Annotated in this window: 26 protein-coding genes; 13 read left to right on the plus strand and 13 right to left on the minus strand. The window is 74.5% G+C overall.

Translation table 11 applies throughout. The annotated features are described in order from the left end of the window. Positions 1-56 precede the first annotated feature (56 nt). The 6 genes from BMW99_RS23130 (at position 57) to BMW99_RS23155 (ending at position 5,733) form a co-directional block, all read left to right on the plus strand. Positions 57-1,022, plus strand: coding sequence for a cytochrome c oxidase assembly protein (locus BMW99_RS23130; RefSeq protein WP_069464775.1), 966 nt, complete (start codon positions 57-59; stop codon positions 1,020-1,022). Positions 1,023-1,039: 17 nt separating this feature from the next. Continuing rightward, the gene (locus BMW99_RS23135) at positions 1,040-2,065 is read left to right on the plus strand and encodes a hypothetical protein (RefSeq protein ID WP_069464774.1); all 1,026 of its coding nucleotides are present in this window, start codon (positions 1,040-1,042) and stop codon (positions 2,063-2,065) included. Between the two features lie 177 nt (positions 2,066-2,242). Then, positions 2,243-2,962 (plus strand): lysophospholipid acyltransferase family protein, encoded by a 720-nt coding sequence (locus BMW99_RS23140; protein WP_069464773.1) that lies wholly within the window; start codon positions 2,243-2,245, stop codon positions 2,960-2,962. Positions 2,963-3,101: 139 nt separating this feature from the next. Further along, entirely contained in the window at positions 3,102-4,145 is a 1,044-nt protein-coding gene (locus tag BMW99_RS23145) for an NAD-dependent epimerase/dehydratase family protein (protein ID WP_069464772.1), read from the plus strand. A 140-nt stretch (positions 4,146-4,285) separates the two neighbouring features. Beyond that, positions 4,286-5,146 (plus strand): TIGR02452 family protein, encoded by an 861-nt coding sequence (locus tag BMW99_RS23150; protein ID WP_075017452.1) that lies wholly within the window; start codon positions 4,286-4,288, stop codon positions 5,144-5,146. A 116-nt stretch (positions 5,147-5,262) separates the two neighbouring features. Next, positions 5,263-5,733: a YbaK/EbsC family protein gene (locus tag BMW99_RS23155; protein WP_069466867.1), complete on the plus strand. Its 471-nt coding sequence runs from the start codon at positions 5,263-5,265 to the stop codon at positions 5,731-5,733. Between the two features lie 143 nt (positions 5,734-5,876). Here BMW99_RS23155 and BMW99_RS23160 read toward each other — a convergent pair whose 3' ends face one another. The 9 genes from BMW99_RS23160 to BMW99_RS23195 form a co-directional block, all read right to left on the minus strand. Continuing rightward, on the minus strand, positions 5,877-7,457 hold the full coding sequence (locus BMW99_RS23160; RefSeq protein ID WP_075017453.1) for an alpha/beta hydrolase: 1,581 nt from the start codon (positions 7,455-7,457) through the stop codon (positions 5,877-5,879). A 45-nt stretch (positions 7,458-7,502) separates the two neighbouring features. After that, positions 7,503-7,784, minus strand: a complete 282-nt coding sequence (locus BMW99_RS40805) for a hypothetical protein (protein WP_143080556.1) — start codon at positions 7,782-7,784, stop codon at positions 7,503-7,505. 78 nt (positions 7,785-7,862) lie between these two features. After that, entirely contained in the window at positions 7,863-8,678 is an 816-nt protein-coding gene (locus tag BMW99_RS23165; protein WP_075017466.1) for an urease accessory protein UreD, read from the minus strand. Between the two features lie 50 nt (positions 8,679-8,728). Further along, positions 8,729-9,409, minus strand: coding sequence for an urease accessory protein UreG (gene ureG / locus BMW99_RS23170; protein ID WP_069467721.1), 681 nt, complete (start codon positions 9,407-9,409; stop codon positions 8,729-8,731). Between the two features lie 53 nt (positions 9,410-9,462). Continuing rightward, a complete protein-coding gene (locus BMW99_RS23175; protein WP_075017454.1) occupies positions 9,463-10,134 on the minus strand; it encodes an urease accessory protein UreF in 672 nt (223 codons plus the stop codon). Positions 10,135-10,188: 54 nt separating this feature from the next. After that, on the minus strand, positions 10,189-11,910 hold the full coding sequence (locus BMW99_RS23180; protein ID WP_075017467.1) for an urease subunit alpha: 1,722 nt from the start codon (positions 11,908-11,910) through the stop codon (positions 10,189-10,191). Then, entirely contained in the window at positions 11,903-12,214 is a 312-nt protein-coding gene (locus BMW99_RS23185; RefSeq protein ID WP_069467043.1) for an urease subunit beta, read from the minus strand. Before BMW99_RS23185 ends, BMW99_RS23180 begins: the two co-directional genes overlap by 8 nt. A 9-nt stretch (positions 12,215-12,223) precedes the next feature. Beyond that, entirely contained in the window at positions 12,224-12,526 is a 303-nt protein-coding gene (locus BMW99_RS23190) for an urease subunit gamma (RefSeq protein WP_069467044.1), read from the minus strand. Positions 12,527-12,616: 90 nt separating this feature from the next. Beyond that, positions 12,617-12,901 carry a type II toxin-antitoxin system Phd/YefM family antitoxin gene (locus tag BMW99_RS23195; RefSeq protein ID WP_069467045.1) on the minus strand — a complete coding sequence of 95 codons (285 nt, stop codon included), beginning with the start codon at positions 12,899-12,901 and terminating at the stop codon, positions 12,617-12,619. Between the two features lie 59 nt (positions 12,902-12,960). On the opposite strand from BMW99_RS23195, the gene BMW99_RS23200 reads away from it, so the two are divergent. From BMW99_RS23200 to BMW99_RS23210, 3 genes are all read left to right on the plus strand, one after another. After that, positions 12,961-13,596, plus strand: coding sequence for an ATP-dependent Clp protease proteolytic subunit (locus tag BMW99_RS23200; RefSeq protein ID WP_069467046.1), 636 nt, complete (start codon positions 12,961-12,963; stop codon positions 13,594-13,596). 6 nt (positions 13,597-13,602) lie between these two features. Then, positions 13,603-13,926 (plus strand): hypothetical protein, encoded by a 324-nt coding sequence (locus BMW99_RS23205; RefSeq protein WP_069467047.1) that lies wholly within the window; start codon positions 13,603-13,605, stop codon positions 13,924-13,926. 535 nt (positions 13,927-14,461) lie between these two features. Further along, positions 14,462-14,959 carry a C40 family peptidase gene (locus BMW99_RS23210; RefSeq protein ID WP_069467048.1) on the plus strand — a complete coding sequence of 166 codons (498 nt, stop codon included), beginning with the start codon at positions 14,462-14,464 and terminating at the stop codon, positions 14,957-14,959. Positions 14,960-15,115: 156 nt separating this feature from the next. On the opposite strand, the gene BMW99_RS23215 is transcribed toward BMW99_RS23210, so the two are convergent. Then, the gene (locus BMW99_RS23215) at positions 15,116-15,958 is read right to left on the minus strand and encodes an ABC transporter permease (protein WP_079139020.1); all 843 of its coding nucleotides are present in this window, start codon (positions 15,956-15,958) and stop codon (positions 15,116-15,118) included. Between the two features lie 148 nt (positions 15,959-16,106). Next, the gene (locus BMW99_RS23220; protein WP_069467049.1) at positions 16,107-17,024 is read right to left on the minus strand and encodes an ABC transporter ATP-binding protein; all 918 of its coding nucleotides are present in this window, start codon (positions 17,022-17,024) and stop codon (positions 16,107-16,109) included. Between the two features lie 54 nt (positions 17,025-17,078). Between BMW99_RS23220 and BMW99_RS23225 the strand changes: the two genes are divergently transcribed. After that, on the plus strand, positions 17,079-17,720 hold the full coding sequence (locus BMW99_RS23225) for a TetR/AcrR family transcriptional regulator (RefSeq protein ID WP_069467050.1): 642 nt from the start codon (positions 17,079-17,081) through the stop codon (positions 17,718-17,720). Next, the gene (locus BMW99_RS23230) at positions 17,717-18,373 is read left to right on the plus strand and encodes a GNAT family N-acetyltransferase (RefSeq protein ID WP_069467051.1); all 657 of its coding nucleotides are present in this window, start codon (positions 17,717-17,719) and stop codon (positions 18,371-18,373) included. The genes BMW99_RS23225 and BMW99_RS23230 overlap by 4 nt, the downstream gene beginning before the upstream one ends. 6 nt (positions 18,374-18,379) lie before the next feature. Here BMW99_RS23230 and BMW99_RS23235 read toward each other — a convergent pair whose 3' ends face one another. Continuing rightward, positions 18,380-18,808: an ATP-binding protein gene (locus BMW99_RS23235; protein ID WP_069467052.1), complete on the minus strand. Its 429-nt coding sequence runs from the start codon at positions 18,806-18,808 to the stop codon at positions 18,380-18,382. Positions 18,809-19,070: 262 nt separating this feature from the next. Here BMW99_RS23235 and BMW99_RS23240 point away from each other — a divergent pair, with 262 nt between their 5' ends. Together BMW99_RS23240 and BMW99_RS23245 are read left to right on the plus strand one after the other, a co-directional pair. Beyond that, positions 19,071-19,928: a helix-turn-helix domain-containing protein gene (locus BMW99_RS23240; protein ID WP_075017455.1), complete on the plus strand. Its 858-nt coding sequence runs from the start codon at positions 19,071-19,073 to the stop codon at positions 19,926-19,928. 23 nt (positions 19,929-19,951) lie between these two features. After that, a complete protein-coding gene (locus tag BMW99_RS23245; protein WP_176735748.1) occupies positions 19,952-20,167 on the plus strand; it encodes a DUF397 domain-containing protein in 216 nt (71 codons plus the stop codon). Between the two features lie 61 nt (positions 20,168-20,228). Here BMW99_RS23245 and BMW99_RS23250 read toward each other — a convergent pair whose 3' ends face one another. Beyond that, positions 20,229-21,401, minus strand: a complete 1,173-nt coding sequence (locus BMW99_RS23250; RefSeq protein WP_075017456.1) for an 8-amino-7-oxononanoate synthase — start codon at positions 21,399-21,401, stop codon at positions 20,229-20,231. Between the last annotated feature and the right edge of the window lie 64 nt (positions 21,402-21,465).

A 21,465-nucleotide genomic window follows, 5' to 3' on the forward strand; every position in this document is an offset into this window, starting at 1 on the left:
TGGCGGCCGGGGGCGGTTCTACGCTGGTGCGGGCACAACGGTCGAAGGGATGACAGATGGATCACGGCGGACACGGCATGCCGGGCATGCACTCGGACCTGCCGCCGTTCACCCTCGGCCGGGGACTGGCCTTCCACGGCGGCGACCCGTTCTTCCTGGCCGGCTGCGTCGTGCTGCTGGCGCTGTACGGCTGGGGGGTGTTCCGGCTGCGCCGGCGCGGCGACCGGTGGCCGGTGGGCCGCACGGTGGCCTTCGGGCTGGGCGTGGTGACCGTCGGCGTGACGATGTGCACCGCGCTGAACGACTACGGCATGGTCATGTTCAGCGTGCACATGGTCCAGCACATGATCCTCAGCATGCTCTCGCCCATCCTGCTGCTGCTGGGCGCGCCGGTGACGCTGGCGCTGCGCGCGCTGCCCACCGCGGGCCGGGGCAGGACCGGGCCGCGCGAGCTGCTGGTGAAGCTGCTGCACAGCCGGTACCTGCGGGTGATCACGCACCCGGCGTTCACCCTCCCGCTGTTCGTCGCGAGCCTGTACGCCCTGTACTTCTCGCCGCTGTTCGACCACCTGATGGGCAGCCGGGCCGGCCACATCGCGATGATGCTGCACTTCCTCGCCGTCGGCCTGGTGTTCTTCTGGCCGATCATGGGCGTGGACCCCGGCCCGCACCGGCCGGGTTACGTGATGCGCATGCTGGAGCTGTTCGCGGGCATGCCGTTCCACGCGTTCTTCGGCATCGCGCTGATGATGGCCAGCGAGCCGATGGTCTCGACGTTCAAGCACCCCCCGGCCTCGCTGGGCATCGACCCGCTCAACGACCAGACGGCGGCGGGCGGAATCGCCTGGGCGTTCAGCGAGATCCCGTCCGTCATCGTGCTGGTGGCGCTGCTCTTCCAGTGGTACACCTCCGAGCAGCGGCAGGCGCGCCGCACGGACCGCGCCGCGGACCGCGACGGGGACGCGGAACTGGTGGCCTACAACGCGTATCTGGCATCGCTGGAGGCGCGCGGCCGCGGCTGACGGAAGGGGGGCCCTGGATGGGGCAGGTACGGATCTCGGGTGCGGCACTGGAGTTGCCGGGCGGCGCGACGGTGAGGTTCATGCGGACGCTGCGGCTGCCGGAGACGGGCACCCATCCGCTGCCGCCGGGCCTGGGCACCTTCCCGCTGCGCCGGGTCGCCGACCAGCAGGACCGCGCTCCGGCCGCGTGGCGGGAGCGCGGCGGCGTGCTGCTGCCGGTGTACCAGCGCGAGGCGATGTGGCTGAGCTTCTCCTCCCCCGTCCCGGTCGCCCTGCAGGTGGGCGTCGGCAAGGTCTGCGCGGTGTCCGGACGGCCGTGGAGCGACCGGCTCTCCCAGGACCCGCAGAACTACGTGGTGCTGCCCCGCCAGCCGTGGCTGGACGGCATCAACTCCGGCTCGGGGACGATCCGCCAGTTCGTGGCGGTCCCGCTGGGACTCGGCGCCACGGTGGAGGGCCAGGTCTCCGGCGAGGAGGTGTGGGGCGGCGTCCAGCTGCAGGCGTTCGAGCTGCGGGACGAGGCGCTGGAGCGGTGGCACGCCGCGCAGGCCGCCCGCCACGAGCGGGCCCGCGGCGGCTGGGCGGGCGCGTTGCCGGCCCCGATGGCGCCCGGCGGCAAGTACGGGATGCAGGCCATGGCCGCCCCGGGGGCCGCGCCCCCGGCGCCCTCGATGGGGCTCGGCGCGGGCGGCCGGATGCGGCAGGAGGTCTTCCGGGACGAACGGCCGCCGGCGGACTGGCGGCAGGAGCCGTCCGGCCGGGTGTTCGTGCACCTGGCGACCGCGCCGCAGTGGCGGGAGATCACCGGGGAGCCGGCCCCCGACTCGCCGGTGGACCGGTCGGCGTACAACGCGGCGGGGCTGCCCTGGTTCACGTACTACGACGCCGACGCCGAGGACCTGGCGCCGGCCGGCCCGCTGGCGGACGTCAAACCGGTCGGGGACTGGCTGGGCGACGACCAGCAGCCGTGGACGCCGGTGCAGCCGGGCCAGGTCAAGCCGCTGGGTGACGATCCGGGCACGGTGGCCGACGGGCAGTGGTAGCGCGGCGCCACGGCGGGCGGGCTCGGCGCCGCGGACGGCTCCCGGCCGTCGCCCGCCCGCGGCGCCGACCGGCGCCACGCGCGGGTGCGTCGGCCCTGGCACGGGTCGGGTGTGGCGCACTACGCTGCCGGGACGTCCCGGGCGGTCCGGGTCCGGTCGTGTGGGGAGGCAGCCGCGGTGTTCTACGGGGTGCTCAAGTACGTGTTCCTCGGGCCCCTGCTGCGGCTCCTGTTCCGGCCGCGGATCGAGGGCATGGAGAACATCCCGGAGACGGGCGCGGCCATCGTCGCGGGCAACCACCTGTCGTTCTCCGACCACTTCCTGATGCCGGCGATCCTGCCGCGCCGGATCACGTTCCTGGCGAAGGCCGAGTACTTCACCGGGCCCGGTCTCAAGGGACGGCTGACCGCCTGGTTCTTCCGCAGTGTGGGCCAGATCCCGGTGGACCGCTCCGGCGGCAAGGCGTCCCAGGGGGCCATCGCCGCGGGTCTGGAGGTGCTCTCCAAGGGCGAGTTGCTCGGGATCTACCCGGAGGGGACCCGCTCGCACGACGGCCGGCTGTACCGGGGCCGTACCGGCGTGGCCGTGATGGCGCTGCGGGCGGGCGTGCCGGTGGTGCCGTGCGCGATGGTCGGCACGTTCGAACTGCAGCCGCCCGGCCGCGTGGTGCCGCGCATCGGCCGGGTCACCATCCGGTTCGGGCAGCCGATGGAGTTCGGCCGCTTCGCCGGTATGGACGACCGCCGCGAGGTGGTGCGGGCGGTGACCGACGAGATCATGTACGAGATCCTCGGGATGTCGGGCCAGGAGTACGTCGACCGGTACGCCGGCGACGTGAAGGCGGAGCAGGCGCAGCAGGCGCAGGGGGTCGCGGCGCGGCTGCGCCGCAAGCCCTGACGCCCCCTCGCGCGGGAGCGCCGCCCTGCCGAACCGCCTCCTGGTGGGATGCGCAAGGCCCCGGCAGCACGCCGACAGCGAATCCGCGATCGGCGAACGCCCCTGGCCGGGGCGGCTCCGGCGCCCGTAGCGTCGCGGCATGACGGGAACCGCGTTCGTGATCGGCGCTTCGGGACAGATCGGACGGCAGGCGGTACGCGCCCTGGCCGAGGACGGCTGGGAGGTGACGGCCGCCTCGCGTGGCGGCGGCACGGATCCGGGGTGGCCGCGGGACGTGCGTACCGCGCGGGTCGACCGGGCGGACACCACCGCCCTCACCGCGGCGCTCGGGGACGGCGCCGACGTGGTGCTGGACTGCGTGGCCTACGACGGCGGGCACGCCGCCCAGCTGCTCTCGCTCGCCGACCGGATCGGCTCGGCCGTGGTCATTTCCAGCGCCGGGGTCTACGAGGACGGCGAGGGCCGCAACTTCGACACCCAGGAGGAACCGGACGGCTTCCCGCGGTACCCGGTGCCGCTGCCGGAGACCTGCGGCACGGTCGCGCCGGGTCCCGCGACCTACGGCACGCGCAAGGCCGAGCTGGAGCAGGCGCTGCTCGCGGCCGGCGACCGGCTGCCCAGCACCCTGCTGCGGGCGGGCGCGATCCACGGCACCTTCAGCCCGATCCCGCGCGAGCTGTACTTCGTCAAGCGGGTGCTGGACGGGCGTGCGGTGCGGATCCTCGCGTACGGCGGCGCGAGCCGGTTCCACCCGGTGCACGCCTCGAACCTCGCGGAGCTGGTGCGGCTGGCCGCACGCCATCCCGGGTCGCGGGTGCTCAACGCCGGTGACCCGGTCGTGCCGACGGCCGCGGAGATCGCCGCGGCCGTCGACGCGGCGATGGGCGCGGCCGGCCGGACCGTGGCCGTGGACGGGCCGCCACCCCTCCCGACGGTCGGCGAGAGCCCGTGGACGATCCCCTACCCCATCGTGATGGACATGTCGGCCGCGGCGCGGGAGTTGGGGTACCGGGCGGTCACCACGTACGAGGACTCGCTGCCGGCCACGGTGGAGTGGCTGGCGGACACGGTTCGGGGCGGGGACTGGCGGACGGCGTTCCCGCTGGTGGCGGGGATGTCCGAGCACACGGACTGGTTCGACTACGCGGCGGAGGACGCCTGGCTGGCCGCGTCGGGACGCTGAGAGCCGTGCCGGGGTCCGGACGCTGAATGCCGGAGTCCGGATGCCGGAGAGGCGGTTCGTGTCGCCGACCGGAGGGTCAGGGTCGCTGACCGGGAAATCGGGTCGCCGGCGGCGGGCGAGCGGCCCTAGTGTCACGGGACATGAGTGCGCGACTGAGGCACATCGCCAAGGAGAACGAGCGGATCGTGGCCGACGGGGGCTACACCGCGCCCGGTGGTGCCTGGGTGCCGCTGGCGGCCGCGGTCACCGCGGCCGCGGACGGCACCGCCGTGTTCGGGCCGGAGCCCGTGCCCGTGCCGGACGCCGCCTTCTCCGGCGGCCCGGCCGCCCGCTGCACCGTGACGGGCGAGAGCAGCACGGAGGCGGCGAGGCGGCTCACCTCGGTGCCGGGCGCGGGTCCGGTGGCCGTGCTCAACTTCGCCTCCGCCCGCAACCCCGGGGGCGGTTACGTCAACGGGGCGCAGGCGCAGGAGGAGGCGCTGTGCCGGGCGTCGGCGCTGTACCCGTGCCTGCTGCGGGCTCCGGAGTACTACGCGCACCACCGCGAGGTCCGTGACGCGTTCTACAGCGACCGCGTGATCCACTCCCCCGCCGTGCCCGTGTTCCGGGACGACCGCGGGGCGCTGCTCGACCGGGCGTACGCGGCCGGGTTCCTGACCTCGCCCGCGCCGAACGCCGGGGTGATCGCGCGGACGGCGCCTGAGCGCGCAGGCGGGATCGGCCCGGCGCTGGACGCCCGCGCCGAGCGGGTCCTCGAGGTCGCGGCCGCCCACGGCTACCGGCGGCTGGTGCTGGGCGCGTGGGGGTGCGGGGTCTTCCGGAACGACCCGGCGCGAGTCGCGACGGCCTTCGCCCGGCTGCTCACCGGCGAGGGGCGGTTCGCCCGGGCCGTGGACGAGGTGGTGTTCGCGGTGCTGGACCGGCGGGCGGACTCCCCCACGCGGGCGGCGTTCGAGGCCGTCTTCGCCGGCCCGCCCCGGGGCGCCGAGCTTGCACGGTGAGCGCGATCCGACGACTGTAGGCGGGTATGAGCGAGCAACAGACGCAGGACGCCCCCGTGGGCGGCGGCACGGGCACAGGCACGGACGGCGGTTCGGCGGCCGGGGACACGCACGCGATGTACGAGCGGCTGGTCGCGCTGCTGGACGAACAGGGCGCGCGGTACCGGACGATCGACCACGCGCCCGAGGGCGCCACCGAGGTGGTGAGCGAGCTGCGCGGCAACTCCCTTGCCCAGGCGGCCAAGTGCATCGTGGTGATGGTCAAGGTCGGGAAGAAGGTGACCCGTTACGTGCTGGCGGTGGTGCCCGGCGACCGGCGGGTGGACATCGGCGCGGTGAAGGCGCTGCTGGAGGGCACCTACGCGTCGTTCGCGTCGCGTGACGTCGCGGAGCGGCTGGCCGGCAGCGTGAGCGGCACCGTGCTGCCGTTCTCGTTCGACGAGCGGCTCGAACTCGTCGTCGATCCGGGCCTGCTGGAGCACGACGAGATCTTCTTCAACGCGGCCCGGCTGGACCGCTCGCTGGCGCTGTCGGCGAAGGACTACGCGCGGATCGCGGCGCCACGCGTCGAGGCGATCGCCGGCTGACGCGGCGGCCGGTCGCGTCCGCCACCGGCCGAGACCGGCCGAGACCGGCCGAGACCGGCCGAGACCGGCCGAGACCGGGCTGCCCGCGGTACGGGCCGTGCACCGCCTCGGGCGGTGCACGGCCCGTCGGCCGTCCCTGGCGGCTACTTCGCCGCGGGCACCGGCGTGGCGTGCGGCCCGCACACCACGTCCTGCGCGTCGAGCGTGCCGCTCAACAGGTAGGCGTCCACCCGGGAGTTGATGCACGGGTTGACCAGGTTGGTGACGCCGTGCGAGCCGGCGTCCTTCTCGGTGATCAGCCGCGATCCGGCGAGCCTGCCGTGCAGTTCGAGCGCGCCGTCGTACGGGGTCGCCGCGTCGCGGGTGCTCTGCACGATCAGCACGCCCGGCAGCCCGCGGTGCGAGCGGACGTCCACGGGGTGCTGCTGCCGGACCGGCCAGGTCGCGCACGGCAGGTTCAGCCAGGCGTTGGACCAGGTGAGGAACGGGTACCGCGCGTCGAGTGCGGTGTTGTCGCGGTCCCAACGCTGCCAGCTGGTGGGCCACTTGGCGTCGGTGCACTCCACCGCTGTGTAGACGGCGTTGCCGTTCTCCGCCGTCGCGTTGCCCTTGGTGTCGGACATGTCCGGGCCGGCCGCGTCGACCAGGGCCTGGGTGTCCCCCGCCTCGTAGCGGCTCCACACCCCGGCGACGGTGGCCCAGGTGGAGTCGTAGTAGGGCGCGTTCTGGAAGAACCCGAGGAGCTCGGACGGGCCGACGACCCCGCCGATCGGCTGGGCCTTCGCGGCCGCGCGCAGCTGCTCCCAGCGTGCCTCGACCTGGGCGGCGGTGGTGCCGAGGTGGTACACCGAGTCGTAGGACGCGACCCACTTCTGCCAGTCGTTCCAGCGGCCCTCGAAGGCGACGTCCTGGTCCAGGTTGTTCTGGTACCAGATCTGGTCCCGGGCCGGGTTGACGACCGAGTCCACGATCATGCGGCGCACGTGCGTCGGGAACAGGCTGGCGTAGACCGCGCCGAGGTAGGTGCCGTAGGACACGCCGAGGTAGTTGAGGCGCTGCTCGCCGAGGCCGGCCCGGATGACGTCGAGGTCGCGGGCGGTGTTGGCGGTGGTCATCTGCGACAGCATCGCGGCGCCGGTGCGCTCCAGGCAGCCGTCCGCGTACTCGCGGGCGAGCTTGCGCTGCGCGAGCTTGTCGGCCTCGTCGCCGGGGACCGGGTCGGCCTTGGGCGCCGCCACGAACTCCTGCGGGTCCTCGCAGGAGATGGGCGCGGAGTGGCCGACGCCGCGCGGGTCGAAGCCCACGAAGTCGTAGGCGGCCGCGGTGTTCTTCCACAGCGCCGACGCGCCGGTCAGCCGCAGCGGGAAGCGCAGCCCCGAGCCGCCGGGACCGCCGGGGTTGTAGATGAGGGCACCCTGCCGCTGCTCGGCGGTGCCGGTGCTGGTCGCCCGGTCCACCGCGAGCTTGACGGTGGCGCCGAACGGCCGGGAGTAGTCGACGGGCACGGTGACCCAGCCGCACTGCACCGGCGCCGCCAGTCCCCAGTCGGCCGGGCAGGCCGCCCAGTCGATCCCCTGGCGTGCGGCGCTGTCCGCGGCGATCATCTCGCCGACGGACTCCGGTACGACGACCTCGTGAGCGGGCCGGGCGGTGGCGGCCGGCGCGGCGGCGAACGCGCCGGCCAGTAGGACACCGGTGGAGACGAGCACGATCGTGCGTCTCATGGTTCGGACCTCCCCCTGACGGACCGTGGCTTGTGGCCACGGCGTTCACAGTGATGAGGTGCGAATCTTTTCCCCTGTGTGCCGGCCGTGAACAGGCCAGGTGGGTGATTCTTCATCAAAGCGTGATTCCGTACCGGAGTTGGCCTGGGCCGCATGGGTGACGGCGCCTGCCACGAGCGCCCGCGCCTGTCGGGTGCGGGACGCGGCGGTCACCGGCCGGCTCGGGCTGGAAAGGGTGGCGCGCCAGAACGGGTGTCCGGGCGGTCCGGCGCCGTGTGCCGCGCCATCGGCGCCGTGTCCGGTGTAGCGACGCTCGGCGGCCACCATCGGCCGTGGCGTACCCCAGCGGCGCGTGGGATCCGGCGCCGCTCACGCCGCGCCCCGCCCCGGGCGGGCAGGTGTCGGTCAGGGGGCCGTGGCGAGTGCCGGGCGGGGGTGCGGAGAAGGCGCGAGGGCGGCGTGGAGGGTGCGGATGAGGAGGGGACGCAACTCGCGGGCGTCGGGGGCGAGCGCGGTGACGAGGGTGGCGGGGGCGCCGGCGAGCGGGGTGGCGGCGGCCTGCACGGCGTCAGCGCGGGTCGTGAGGACGCGCGGGAGGAGGGTCGCGCCCTCGGCGCCGACGAGGAGGAGCTGGCCGGCGGCACGGTGGCCGGCGAGGCCGGCGGGGCCGTCCCAGCCGGGGGCGGCCCCGCGGCCCGCGGCCAGCTCCTGGTCGAGCACGGTGCGGCCGTCCACGGTCAGGGTGAGGCGGCTGACGAGCCGTCCGGGGGGCTCGCCGTGCCGGCCGAGGACCAGTTCCTCGCGCAGCACGAGGAGCGCGCCGGGCGCGACCTCGGCGCGCATCGTCATGCGCAGGTCGCTGCCGGCCGCGGCGATCACGGGTTCGGGAAGCCAGTGCAGGACCGCGTCCTCCGCGAGGGTCAACCGCACGTCGTACGCGGCAGGTCGCCTCTCCCGCCCGGGCAGGGCGACGGTGGCGGCCGCCGAGCCCACGGTGAGCCGGGCCCCGGCCCCGACCTCGACATCGACGCGCAGCCGGTCGCCGCCCAGGGGTGCGCTCATCGCGCCGACCAGCGTGACGGCGGCGCCCGGGGGCGCCGTTCTGGTCCTGCGCACGGCGAGGGCGCCCTCCCCGGTGAGCAGCGGGAGTGCGGTGCCACCGCGGCCGTCCGGGACGGCCCTGATCCGTGCGGCGCCCGTCACGCCGCTCGCCGTCCGCACGCCGCCCGCCGTCCGCTCGTCGCCCGTGGCCGCCGCGCCGCGCTCGCCGCTCACGCCGCTCCCGCCGCTTTCCGGGCGAGCCGTTCGCGGATCCACGCGGCGACCGGCTCGATGCCCTGGCCGCGGGCGACGGACGTGAACACCGTCGGCAGGCCCCCGCGTTGGGCCGCCGCGTCGGTGGCCATGCGGTCGAGGTCGGCGCCGACGTGCTCGGCCAGGTCGACCTTGTTCACCACCAGCAGGTCGGACGTGGTGACGCCGGGTCCGCCCTTGCGCGGGATGTCGTCGCCGCCGGCCACGTCGATCACGAAGATCTGCACGTCCACCAGGCCCTTGGAGAACGTCGCGGTCAGGTTGTCGCCGCCGGACTCCAGCAGCACCAGGTCCAGCGGCCCGGCCTGCTCCTCCAGGTCCTCGACGGCCTCCAGATTCGCCGAGATGTCGTCGCGGATCGCGGTGTGCGGGCAGGCCCCGGTCTCGACGGCGGTGATCCGCTCGGGTGCGAGGACCGCCTGCCGCAGCAGGAAGTCGGCGTCCTCGCGGGTGTAGATGTCGTTGGTGACGACGCCGATCGCCACCTCGTCGCGCAGCGCGCGGCACAGCGCCGCGACGGTCGCCGTCTTGCCCGATCCGACGGGCCCGCCGAGGCCCACCCGCAGGGCCCGGCGGCCGCCGCCGGACGCGGACATCGTGTGCCGCTGGGGGAAGACCTCGGGATGGTCCTGGTGCATGGTCGGCTCCTCGGAGGCGCTGGTCGTGGGGTCGGCTGCGCGGTGTCGGCGCGTCATGAGGTGAACAGCCGCGTGGGCCAGGCGGCATGGCGCTCCGCGCCGATGTCCAGCAGGGGTGCGGAGGCGGCCGGGAGGGCGTCGAGGCCCTCGCTGAGGGCGCGGCGGGCCGCGGCCTCGGCGGCCTCGGCCACCGCGTCGACCTCGGGGCCGAGCCGGGCGAGGACGGCGGCGGACTCGAAGGGGTCGAGGGCGAGCAGCCGCACGGTGGCGGTGGCCGGTGAGGACACCGCCTCGTAGGCGGTGGCGCGCGCGGCGTCGAGCGGGGTGAGGCCGGCGGCGCGGGCGGCGACGCCGAGGACCACGGGCTGGTGGGCGCCGCGCGGGCGGGCGGCCCCCAGCCGGTCGAGGGCGGGCGAGGGCCAGGCGGCGCGGGCCGCCCGCAGCAGCTGGCGTCCGAGGCGGCGGGAGACCGCGCGCAGCACGGGCGAGGGCGTGCGGGCGTCGGCCGCCCCGTCCAGGGCCAGGGGGTCGGCGCCGGCGGTCGCCGCCGCGGCCAGTGCGGCGGCGACCAGTCCAGTGGTGTGCAGCCGCCCGCGGCAGAACTCCGCGAGCGTGGCGGCGTCGGTGATCCGGCCCTCGGCGACGGCGGTCTCGGCCCCGCCGGAGTGGGCGTGGCCGCCGGCCGGGAACCTGCCGTCGGCGAGGAGGAGCAGCGCGGCGCTCATCGCCCGCGCCCCCTCGCGGCGGCCTGGTCGGCGCGGTGCGTCACGGCGACTCCATCAGAAGAGGAAGTACCGCTGGGCCATGGGGAGTTCCGCGGCGGGCGCGGGCTCGACGACGTCACCGTCGATCCGCACGGTGAACGTGTCGGGCTCGACCTCCACGCGCGGCAGGGCGTCGTTCTCCCGCATGTCGGCCTTGGTCACGGCCCGGGTGCTGCGGATCGCGGTGAACGGCTTGGCGAGGCCGAGCCGTTCGGGCAGGCCGGCGGCGAGTGCCGTCTCCGTGGTGAAGTTGACGGAGTTGCGCGCCGGCGCGGCGCCGACCGCGCCGAACATCGGCCGGGGCAGCACGGGTTGGGGCGTGGGGATGGAGGCGTTGGCGTCGCCCATCTGTGCGTAGGCGATCTGCCCGCCCTTGAGGACGAGGTGCGGCTTGACGCCGAAGAACGCCGGATCCCACAGCACGAGGTCGGCCAGCTTCCCGGCCTCCACCGAGCCGATCTCGGCGTCCATTCCCTGGGCGGCGGCGGGGTTGATGGTGTACTTCGCCACGTAGCGCCGGGCCCGGTGGTTGTCGGCCCGCCCGTCGCCGGGCAGCGCGCCGCGCCGTCGCTTCATGACGTGCGCGGTCTGCCAGGTGCGCAGGGCGATCTCGCCGATCCGGCCCATGGCCTGGGAGTCGGAGCTGACGATGCTGATCGCGCCGAGGTCGTGCAGCACGTCCTCCGCGGCGATCGTGGACGGCCGGATGCGGGACTCGGCGAACGCGAGGTCCTCCGGCACGGCCGGGTTGAGGTGGTGGCAGACCATCAGCATGTCGAGGTGTTCCTCGACGGTGTTGACGGTGTGCGGCCGGGTGGGGTTGGTCGACGAGGGCAGGATGTGCGGCCGTCCCACCACGGTGATGATGTCGGGGGCGTGGCCGCCGCCGGCGCCCTCGGTGTGGTACGCGTGGACGCCCCGGCCGGCGATGGCGGCGAGGGTGTCCTCGACGAATCCCGCCTCGTTCAGCGTGTCGGTGTGCAGGGCCAGTTGGGCGCCGCTGTCCTCGCACACCCGCAGGCAGGCGTCGATCGCGGCGGGGGTGGCCCCCCAGTCCTCGTGGATCTTGAATCCGACGGCGCCGCCGGCCAGTTGGTCGTGCAGTGCCCGCGGGTTGACGGTGTTGCCCTTGCCGAGGAGCCCGATGTTGACCGGGTAGGCCTCGAGCGCCGCGAACATGGCCGCCAGGTGCCAGGCACCCGGGGTGACGGTGGTGGCCTTGGTGCCCTCGGCGGGGCCGGTGCCGCCGCCGACGAGGGTGGTGACGCCCGTGGCGAGCGCCTGGTGCACCAGGGTGGGCGTGATGAAGTGGACGTGCGCGTCGACCGTCCCGGCCGTCAGAATGCGGCCGTTGCCCGCGATCACCTCGGTCTCCGGGCCGATCACCAGGTCCGGGTGGACGCCGTCCATCGTCTCGGGGTTGCCGGCCTTGCCGAGCGCGCTGATCCGGCCGTCGCGAATGCCGACGTCCGCCTTCACCACGCCCCAGTGGTCGAGCACCACCGCGCCGGTCACGACGGTGTCGGGCGCCCCTTCGGCGCGGGTGGCGCGCCCCTGGCCCATGGACTCGCGGATGACCTTGCCCCCGCCGAACACGGCCTCGTCGCCGGCGAGTCCGGGCCCGCCGGCCAGGTCCCGTTCGACCTCGATCAGCAGGTCGGTGTCGGCCAGCCGGATGCGGTCGCCGGTGGTGGGCCCGTACAGGTCGGCGTAGGCGGCGCGGGTGAGCTCAGGCATCGAGGGCGCCACCGATCCGTCCGCGCAGCCCGGCCACCACGCGCTGCCCGGCGAGGGGCACGAGGGAGACGTCGACCGGGATGCCGGGTTCGAAGCGCACGGCGGTGCCGGCCGGGATGTTCAGCCGCAGGCCGCGGGCGGCGGCCCGATCGAACTCGAGACGGGGGTTGCATTCGGCGAAGTGGTAGTGGGAGCCGACCTGCACCGGGCGGTCGGCGGCGTTGACGACGGTCAGGCGGGTCACGGGCCGTCCGGAGTTGAAGGGCACGGGAGGTGCGTCGTGCAGGATCTCGCCGGGGATCACGCCGCCCCCTCAGACGATCGGCTCGTGCACGGTCACCAGTTTGGTGCCGTCGGGGAACGTGGCTTCGACCTGGACGTCGTGGATCATCTCCGGGATGCCGTCCATGACGTCGTCGCGGCTCAGCACGGTGCGGCCGGAGGCCATCAGCTCGGCGACGCTCCGGCCGTCACGGGCGCCCTCCAGCACGTGGGCGGTGATCAGCGCCACCGCCTCGGGGTGGTTGAGCCGCAGTCCGCGGGCCCGGCGCCGCTCGGCGACGTCGGCCGCGACGTGCACCAGCAGCCGTTCCTGCTCGTGGGGGGTCAACTGCACTGCCGCACCTCGCCGTCGTCGGGTCCCGCGACGGTAGAGCGGCCGTGGTTCGACGGCGTTTCCGGTGTGTGTCCGCGCTGTTACACGGCGTCAGCGGTCTCCGGCCGCGGGTCCGCGGTGCTCGGCGGCGATGCCGAACCTGCGCCGTTCGCCCGTGGCGGACGCACCGCCACCCACCGACGACACGGTGCTGATCACCTGCTCCTCCGGCTGCGCGTCGAGATCACGCAGTCGCTGCAGGTCAGCGGCGGAGACCAGGGCGACCAAGGGCTTGCCGTGGCGGGTCAGCACCACCTGCTCGCCGCCGTAGACGACGCGGTTGATGAGGTCGGCGAGCTGCGCACGCGCTTGTGTCACCGGGACGTCATGGGTCATGCTCCCCATCATAACGGGACGTACGTCCTGTACATTTTGTGCATACGGAGGTGCCTGCCATGTTCCGACCGACCGCCCGCTACGTGCTGCCGGAGTTCACCGAGCGCAGCAGCAACGGCGTCCGGACGATGGATCCGTACTCCAAGCTCCTGCAGGAGCGGATCGTCTTCCTGGGCACCCGGATCGACGACACGTCGGCCAACGACGTGATGGCCCAGCTCATCCACCTGGAGAGCGCCGCACCCGAGCAGGACATCCACCTGTACGTCAACTCGCCCGGCGGCTCGTTCTCGGCGATGACCGCGATCTACGACACGATGCAGTTCGTCACCTGCGACGTGGCGACGGTGTGCATCGGGCAGGCGGCGTCGGCCGCGGCGGTACTGCTGACCGCCGGCGCCCCCGGCAAGCGCATGGCGACGCCGGGCGCGCGCATCCTCATCCACCAGCCGTCCATGGGCGAGGTGGTGCAGGGCGACGTGTCCGACCTGGAGATCCAGGCCAGGGAACTGCTGCGGACGCGCGAGCAGTTGGAGACGATGCTGGCCCGGCACACCGGGCAGGACCTGGAGCGGATCAGGACCGACATCGAGCGCGACAAGGTGTTCGACGCGCAAGCGGCCGTGGACTACGGGCTGGTGGACCGCCTGACCAGCAGCAGGAAGGCCAACAGCGCCCCGTACGGCCCGCGGTGATCGAGGGTGGTGCCGGAACTGCCGCCGCTGCCCGCGCTCACGCGTTCCGAGGGCGAACTGGTGGACTGCTACCTGGAGGTCGTGGACCTGCTGGGCCGGATCAACCCGTGCCGCACGACCGACACTTACGGGGCGCTGCGGGCCGCCCAGGCGCTGGTCACCAGGGCGGCGGCACTCAGGGACGCGCTGACCACGATGCACCTGCGCGGCGAGACCGAACTCCACCACGCCACGCTGGCGCGGGCACTGCGGGTCCTGGAGGGTGAACGCCGTTCCGCACGGGTGACGGTGACGCCTGATCCGAACGCCGGACCGGCCGCCCGGCCGTGAGATCCGCGGCGGCGGCGGCCGTTCGGGGCGGACACGCCCGACACGGTGACGCAATCGGTCAGTCCATTGGGCGTATCCGACGGGGTTTGACGGGGCTTGTCAATTCGGGTCGGAATTGCGCATGTCGGCTGGACCCCTGCGACCGGCGCGACATCGGGCCAGGTCAGCGGCACGGACGTGGCGTCAGCGAACGTGCGCCGAGGGCCCGTTCACTCGGATAGGTGAAACGTGACGAGACTCACATAGCGCGTTTTCAGCATCACATCGGGCGCTTTCGTGCGTAACCATCCGTGGTGACGACAAGCCCCCGTCGCCGTGACGGGGCGGTCCGCGCGGACGCCCAATCCTGCCGCCGCGCGGATGCCAGGTCGACACGAGTGCACGCGGCAGGAGCGGAGGACCCAGCAGTGCGGGGCCGGCCCGGAGCACATCCGGGCCGCCTCTAGGGGTGAAGCCGCTGGTCAGCGGCCGGGCATTCTTCGCCTGCCCGAACCCGACAGGTCATCCTTCGCAGGCTGACGACGAAGGGTCGCGCATGCTCGCGCTCCACCACACCCACGCTCATCCCGTCTCCGCACGGCTGTCCCGCTTCGGGGCCGCGTCCGTGCTCACCGCCGCGGCCGTCGCCGCACCGGCCCTGATCCCCGGGGCCCTCTCGTCCGCGCAGGCCGCCTCGCTGGCCACCCACGCGCTGGACGTCGCCGCCTCCAAGCAGGGCGCGCCCTACCAGTGGGGCGCCACCGGCCCCTACCGTTTCGACTGCTCGGGGCTCACCCAGTACTCGTTCAAGCGTGCGGGCAAGAAGCTGCCGCGCACCGCGGCCGCCCAGTACAACAGCACCCGGCACATCGCGGCCTCCTCGCGACGCATCGGCGACCTGGTGTTCTTCCACGCCGGCTCCTCGGCGTCGTCGGTCTACCACGTCGGGATCTACGCCGGCAGCGGCCGCATCTGGCACGCGCCGAGGACCGGCGCCACGGTCCGCCTGGAGCGGATCTGGACCAGCAGCGTCTGGTACGGCCGCGTCAGGTGATCTCCACCGGTCCCCAGGGGCCAGGACCGCTCGACGGCCTCCTGGCCTTCCTCCTCGGCGGCCGCCCCGGCGTCTTCCCCGGCGTCGAGGCCGGCCACGCGGCGGCACGCGGCGGAACCGCCGCGACCGCCCCCGGGCCCTGCGGCCGGTCCGACGTCATACCGCCGACGCCCGGCCCCACCCGCGGGCCACCCGGCGGCAGGCGACCGCACCGCACGCGACCCCCACGGCCAGCAGCACGGCGGCCCCGCGCAGCGTCGGCCCCGTGTCGCCCGCGGCGGCGTGCCGCAGTGTCCGGGCCGCCCAGTACCCCGGCGACGCCGGGCTGACCGCGCGCAGCCAGCCCGGCAACGTCGACAGGGGGACGAGGGCGCCACCCAGCGTGGTGAGGAACAGCGACCCGATGTCGAAGGTGGTGCTCAGCTGCCCGTAGCTGCGGACCGTCACCCCGACCGCCGACCCCATCCCCAGGAGCGCCAGCCCCCAGGCGAGGCAGGCGGTCACCAGAAGCCCCGGCGCGGCGACCGGCATCCCGAAGACGAGGACGCCGAAGCCGAGCACCACCGCCTGCTGCAGCAGGAGCACGCCGAGGACCGGGACGGCCTTGCCGACGAGCAGTTCGGCGGGCCGGACGGGTGTGGCGCGCAACCGGTCCCAGGTGCGCCACACCCGCTCGGACAGGATCGAGCCGCCCACGATCGACAGGGCCAGCAGCGAGAACGTCACCAGCGAACCGACCACCGCCTGGGACGTCCCGCCGGGGCCCTGCGCCTGCTCGTACAGCGGCCGAAGGGCCAGCAGCAGGATGATCGGCATCACCAACCGGCCGACCAGCGGGCCGGGTTCGTGCAGCAGCACCGCGGTGTTGTGCCGGACCAGCACGCCGGTGCGGCGCAGGGCGTCGCGGGTTCCGCGGCCGGGCTCGGGCGGCCGCGAAACCCGCGGGGTGCCCAGGGCCGCGGGCACGGCGGTCCCGCCCAGCTGGACGTCAGCGTTCATGGCGATCATCCCCTGTCCCTTGTGTCAGGTGCGTCAGGTGCGTCAGGTGCACGGGCGTCACGGGGAGCCGGGTGGGCCCGCCGCGCGTGCCCCTCGGGGCGCGAGGCCGGTGCCACGGTGGTCCACACCGATGCGCGCCTCCGTCCGATCAGGCGGCCGCGTCCGCTGCGAGGTCACGCGTCGCGAGCGACCGGTACAGGTCGTCGAGGTCCGGGCGGCGGACGTCGACGCTCAGCGGCGCGCAGCCGGCCGCGAGCAGCGTGGCGAGGTCCGCCGACGGGTTGCGGGTCGCGACGCGCAGTGCATGGGGGCCGTCGTCCCGGGCGCGGCCGGCGATCTCCGCGGGCAGGGCCGGGCGTGGCCGCGCCGGGTCCAGGCTCAGCCGGATCTCGCCGGGCAGGTCCGCGGTCAGCTCCGCCCGGCCACCCCTGGCCACCACCCGGCCGCGCCGGGCGACCGCCAACGTGGCGTCGAGGTCGACGAGTTCGGGGAGGTAGTGGGTGGTGTAGAGGACGGCCGCGCCGGCGGCGGCACGCGCCCGGACCGCGGCCAGCAGGGCCTGGCGCGTCTCCGGGTCGGCACCCGCCGTCGGCTCGTCGAGCAGCAGGACGCACGGGGTGCCGACCATCGCGGCGGCCGCCTGGGCCCGGCGGCGCTGCCCGCCGGAGAGCACCCCGCAGCGCCGGTCGAGGACCTCGCCGAGCATCAGCTCCTCGGCGACGGCGCCGACCGCGCGCCGGGCGGACGCACGGCGGATTCCCGCGAGGCCGGCGAACAGCCGCAGGTGCTCGCGGACGGTGACCGTCGGATAGAGGGCGAGCTCCTGCGGGGCGACGCCGAGCAACGCCCGTGCGTCACACGGCCGTTCGAGCGCGTCGACACCGCAGACCCGCACCCGGCCGGACGCCGGCCGGACCAGCCCCGCGACGACCTCCACGAAGGTGGACTTCCCCGCTCCGTTGTGCCCGATCAGCCCGGTGACCTCACCGGACCGCACCTCCAGGCTGAAGCCGTCCAGCGCCCGCCGGTCGCCGTAGCGCATCACCAACTCCTCGGCCGAGAGCATCGGCCACCACCCCCAATTGTTGATCTACACTGTATAGATCTACAGTGTAGAGGCATGAGCGGGAAACGGGAAGAGATTCTGGACGCGGCACTGGCCATCGCCGACGAGCGCGGGCTCGCGGGAGTGTCCATGCGGTCGGTCGCCCAGGCCGTCGGCGTGACGCCCATGGCGCTGTATCCGCACGTCGGGGACAAGGCGGGGCTGCTCGACGCGATGCTCGGGCGGATGCTCGGCCTGGTGTTCCAGTCCGCGCCGAAACTGGCCGAGGTCACCGACTGGCGGGACCGCGTACGGCTGTTCGCCCACACCGCGCGCTCGCTGTCGCAGGGCCACCCCTGGGTGACGGGGCTGCTGTTCTCCCGGCCCGCGGTCACCCCCGACGCCGTGACGACCGTCGACCTGCTCTACCAGGCGCTTCTCGACGCGGGCGTGCCGCCGTCCGAAGTACCGCGCCTGGAGCGGCTGGTGAGCACGTACATGCTGGGCTGGATCGCCTCCGAGTCCGGCGGGCGTTTCGGCCCCGGCACGCTCGACCCGCGCGGCCGCCGCGGCCAGCTCCCCGACGGGACGCTGCCGGGGCACGACGCGGTCATGCCGTGGCTGGCCGAAGGAGTGGACTGGGACGCCGAGTTCGACGCGGACCTGGACGACCTGGTGATGATGGTCGAGTCGCTGGCAGCGAAGGCCCGGGCATGACGGGCGGCGGCTCCGGCGGGCTGGCGGCCCTGCTCGACGGCGCCGCACGCGGTGTCTTCCCGCCGGCCGACGGTTCGGTGACCTTCCTCCCCCAGCCGTCGGACCGCGACGCGGGCGTGATCGCGTTCACCGCCCACGCCGTGGTGTTCACCGACGCGGACCACGCCGAACTGGCCGCGCTGCTCCCGGCGGACGACCTCGGCGCCCCGCTGTCCCCGCCGTTCCTGACCGCGCTCAGCGCCCGTTCCCGGCGCGACGCCCACTCGATCGATGTGCTCACCGTCGCCCAACCGCTCTCCGGACCGCCGCCGTTGGACCTGCGCGAGACGCTGGACCGCTCGCATCCGCGGATCGCCAGGGCCCTGCGGCACCGCGACGACGTGCGGGCGTGGACCGTTCCGGGCGGCACACTGGTGATCGGCCGGGGCGTGGCGGGGCGTTGGGAGGCGGCGCTGGAGGTCGAGCCCGACGCCCGCGGCAGCGGCCTCGGCCGGGCGCTCGCCCGCGCGGCACGCCATCTGGTGCCCGGCGGCGCGCCGTTGTGGGCGCAGGCCGCGCCGGGCAATGCGGCAAGCCTGCGGGCGCTGCTGTCCGCCGGCTTCGCGCCCGTCGGGGCGGAGGCGCTGCTGGTGCGCCCGGGCGGTGCCGGCTGAGGACCCCTACGCCACGGTGACGGCCCAGGGGATGGTGATCCAGACGGTCTTGCCGCCGTCCGCGGTCGGGCTGACCTCCAGGCGCCCGCCGGACTCCTGGGTGAGGTGACGCACGATCACCATCCCGCGGCCGTTGTCCTGCTGCGCCGCGGCCGTCTGCCGCTGCGGGCGGCGCGGATGGCTGTCGGTGACGCCGATGTAGAGCTGCTCGCTGCGTTCCAGCCGGACGTCGACGGTGAAGGTCGGCGACAGCCCGGAGGTGTGCAGCACCGCGTTGGTGGCCAGTTCGGAGACGATCAGGCGGACCGCGTCCACCGCTTCGTCGCCCGGTGGCAGCCCCCAGTCGGCGAGGAGCCCGCACACATAGCGGCGGGCCGTCGTCACCGACGCGGGGTCACTCGGCAGCGTGACGGTTGCTTCCTGGAGATCTGCCATGGCGACGCTGTTCCCTTTCCCGCCCTGACCGGCCTCCGGCGCCCGTCCGGTTCCCGAGGAGCGGACGTGCCCCGCTGCGAGACGAGTGGTTCGCGCCAGAGTGACACCAATCGTGCCGCTGTCCGGGCCCGTTCACAGCCTTCTGCATATATCTGTCGCCCGAACCGGTGAACTCTGCTCCTCGGACGCATCCGGGAGAGGCAGACTGGTGTGACGCATGCCCGCCCCGCGGACAGCCGGAGTGCAGGAGGCGCGAGTCACGATGGAGCGAGTTCCGGCCGTGCGCCGGCGTCGTCTGGGCGAGGAGTTGCGGCGGCTGCGGGACTCCGCCGCCCTCACGAGTGGCGAGGCGGCCCGCCGGGCCGGCTGGCACCAGTCGAAGGTCAGCCGGATCGAGACCGGCGCGAGCACCGTCACGGTCGGCGACGTGGGCGTGCTGCTGGACGTGTACGACGTGCGCGACCGGCGGGTGCGGGACCTGCTCACGATGCTCGCCGGCCGCGCCCACCGGCGCGGCTGGTGGCACGAGTTCCGCGACCTCCTGCCCGAGCAGTACCGGGACTTCATCACCCTGGAGACCGGCGCCGGCCGCATCCTGTCGATGGAGAACAGCGTCGTGCCCGGGCTGCTCCAGACCCCCGCCTACGGGCGGGCGCTCACCTCGTCGGTGATGCCCGGGCTGACCGCGGAGGAGGTGGCGGCGCTGGTGGAGGTCCGCACCGCGCGGCAGGCGGTGCTGCGGCAGGACCCGCCGCTGGAGTTCCTCGCGGTCCTGGACGAGGCGGTGCTGCGTCGCGACGTCGGCGGCCCGCAGGTGATGGACGGCCAGCTCGCCCATCTGGAGGCGGCCGCCGGGCTTCCCCACGTCCGCCTCCAGGTGGTGCCGTTCACCGCCGGCGGTCACACGGGAGTGACCAACTCCTTTGTCATCTTCGTCTTTCCGCAGATGCCGGAACTTGATGTTGTCGTTGTGGACCATCTGACGGGTAGTCTCCACGTCGATCGCACAGAGGACGTCGCGGCCTACACCGCGGCGTTCACCGGACTGCGCGCCCGCGCCCTTCCGTGCGAGGAGTCCGTGGCCCTCATCGCCCGGATCCGCGCCGGGTGGACGCGGTAGCGCTCCCGCATCGAGGAGGCATCATGACGACCGCCGGTCTGACGTGGCGGCGCAGCAGCTACAGCACCGCGGCCAACAACTGCGTGGAGACCGCCCTGCCGGCCCCCGGGCACCTGGCCGTTCGCGACTCGAAGGACCCGCACGGCCCGACGCTGCTGTTCACCGCGGACGCCTGGACGGAGTTCGTCCGGGCGCTGTCAGGCGGGCCCGGCCCGTCCGGTGGCCTCCGCCACACCTGAGGTCATCACCCGCGGGGGGCTCTCCCCCCGCGGGTCACTCCCCCTGCCCCTCGGCCCCGCCTCACCCCTGGGGCGCCGTCCGCACGATCACCCCGACCGCGGCGTCGATCTCGGCGTCGGTCAGGTCGCAGCGCGCCGTGAGCCGCAGCCGCGAGACGCCGTCGGGCACGGACGGCGGCCGGAAGCAGCCGACGGCCAGACCCTCGTCACGGCACCGTGCCGCCCAGGCCACCGCGTCCTCGGGCGAAGGGGCGCGCACCGACACCACGCAGGCGTCGGGCGCCGTCGCGTCCAGGCCCGCCGCGGTGAGCCCGGTGTGGAATGCCCGTGCGACGGTCCTGGCCCGCCCGGCGCGTTCCGGTTCGCGGCGCAGCACCCGCAGCGCGGCGAGCGCGGCCCCCGCGGCGGCCGGGGCCAGCCCGGTGTCGAAGATGAACGTGCGGGCGGCGTTGACCAGGTGCTCGACGACCACGGCCGGACCCAGCACCACACCGCCCTGCGCGCCCAGCGACTTGGACAGGGTGGCGGTGCACACCACGTCGGGCGCCCCGGCCAGGCCGGCGGCGTTCAGGGCACCGCGCCCTCCCTCGCCGAGGACGCCGAACCCGTGCGCGTCGTCCACCAGCAGTCCGGCCCCGAACTCCCGGCAGACAGCGGCCAGTTCCGCCAGGGGCGCGGCGTCGCCGTCCACCGAGAACACGGAGTCGCTGACCGCGAGCGCGGGTCCGCGGTGCCCCGACAGCACCTTGCGGGCCGCCTCGGGGTCGGCGTGCGGGACGACCTCGGTGGCGGCCCGGGACAGCCGGCAGCCGTCGATCAGGGACGCGTGGTTGGCCGCGTCGGACACCAGCAGGGTCCCGGCGCCGGACAGCGCGGTGACAGCCGCGAGGTTCGCCGCGTATCCGGAGGCGAACACGAGCGCGGCCTCGGCGCCGGTGAAGTCGGCGAGTTCGGCCTCCAGCTCCGCGTGCAGCGCGGTGCTGCCGGTGACCAGGCGGGACCCGGTGGACCCGCCGCCCCAGCGCAGGCAGGCATCGGCGCCCGCGCGGGTCACCTCGGGGTGCCGGGTGAGGCCCAGGTAGTCGTTGCCGGCGAGGTCGACGAGCGGCGAGTCGGCGCCGCGCGGCCGCAGTTCGCGGCGCAGCCCGGCGCGGCGGCGCAGCGAGGCCTGCTCGGCGAGCCGGTCGAAGGGACCGGGTCCGGATCGGTGGACGTCCGGCGGCGTGCTGTTCACGGCGGTCCTTCGTGTCGGTGTGCGGGGAGGTGAGGAGAGGTGGGGCGGCGTCGCGGGCAGGGCC

It is taken from the genome of Actinacidiphila rubida (assembly GCF_900110255.1).
GTDB classification, from domain to species: Bacteria; Actinomycetota; Actinomycetes; order Streptomycetales; family Streptomycetaceae; genus Actinacidiphila; species Actinacidiphila rubida.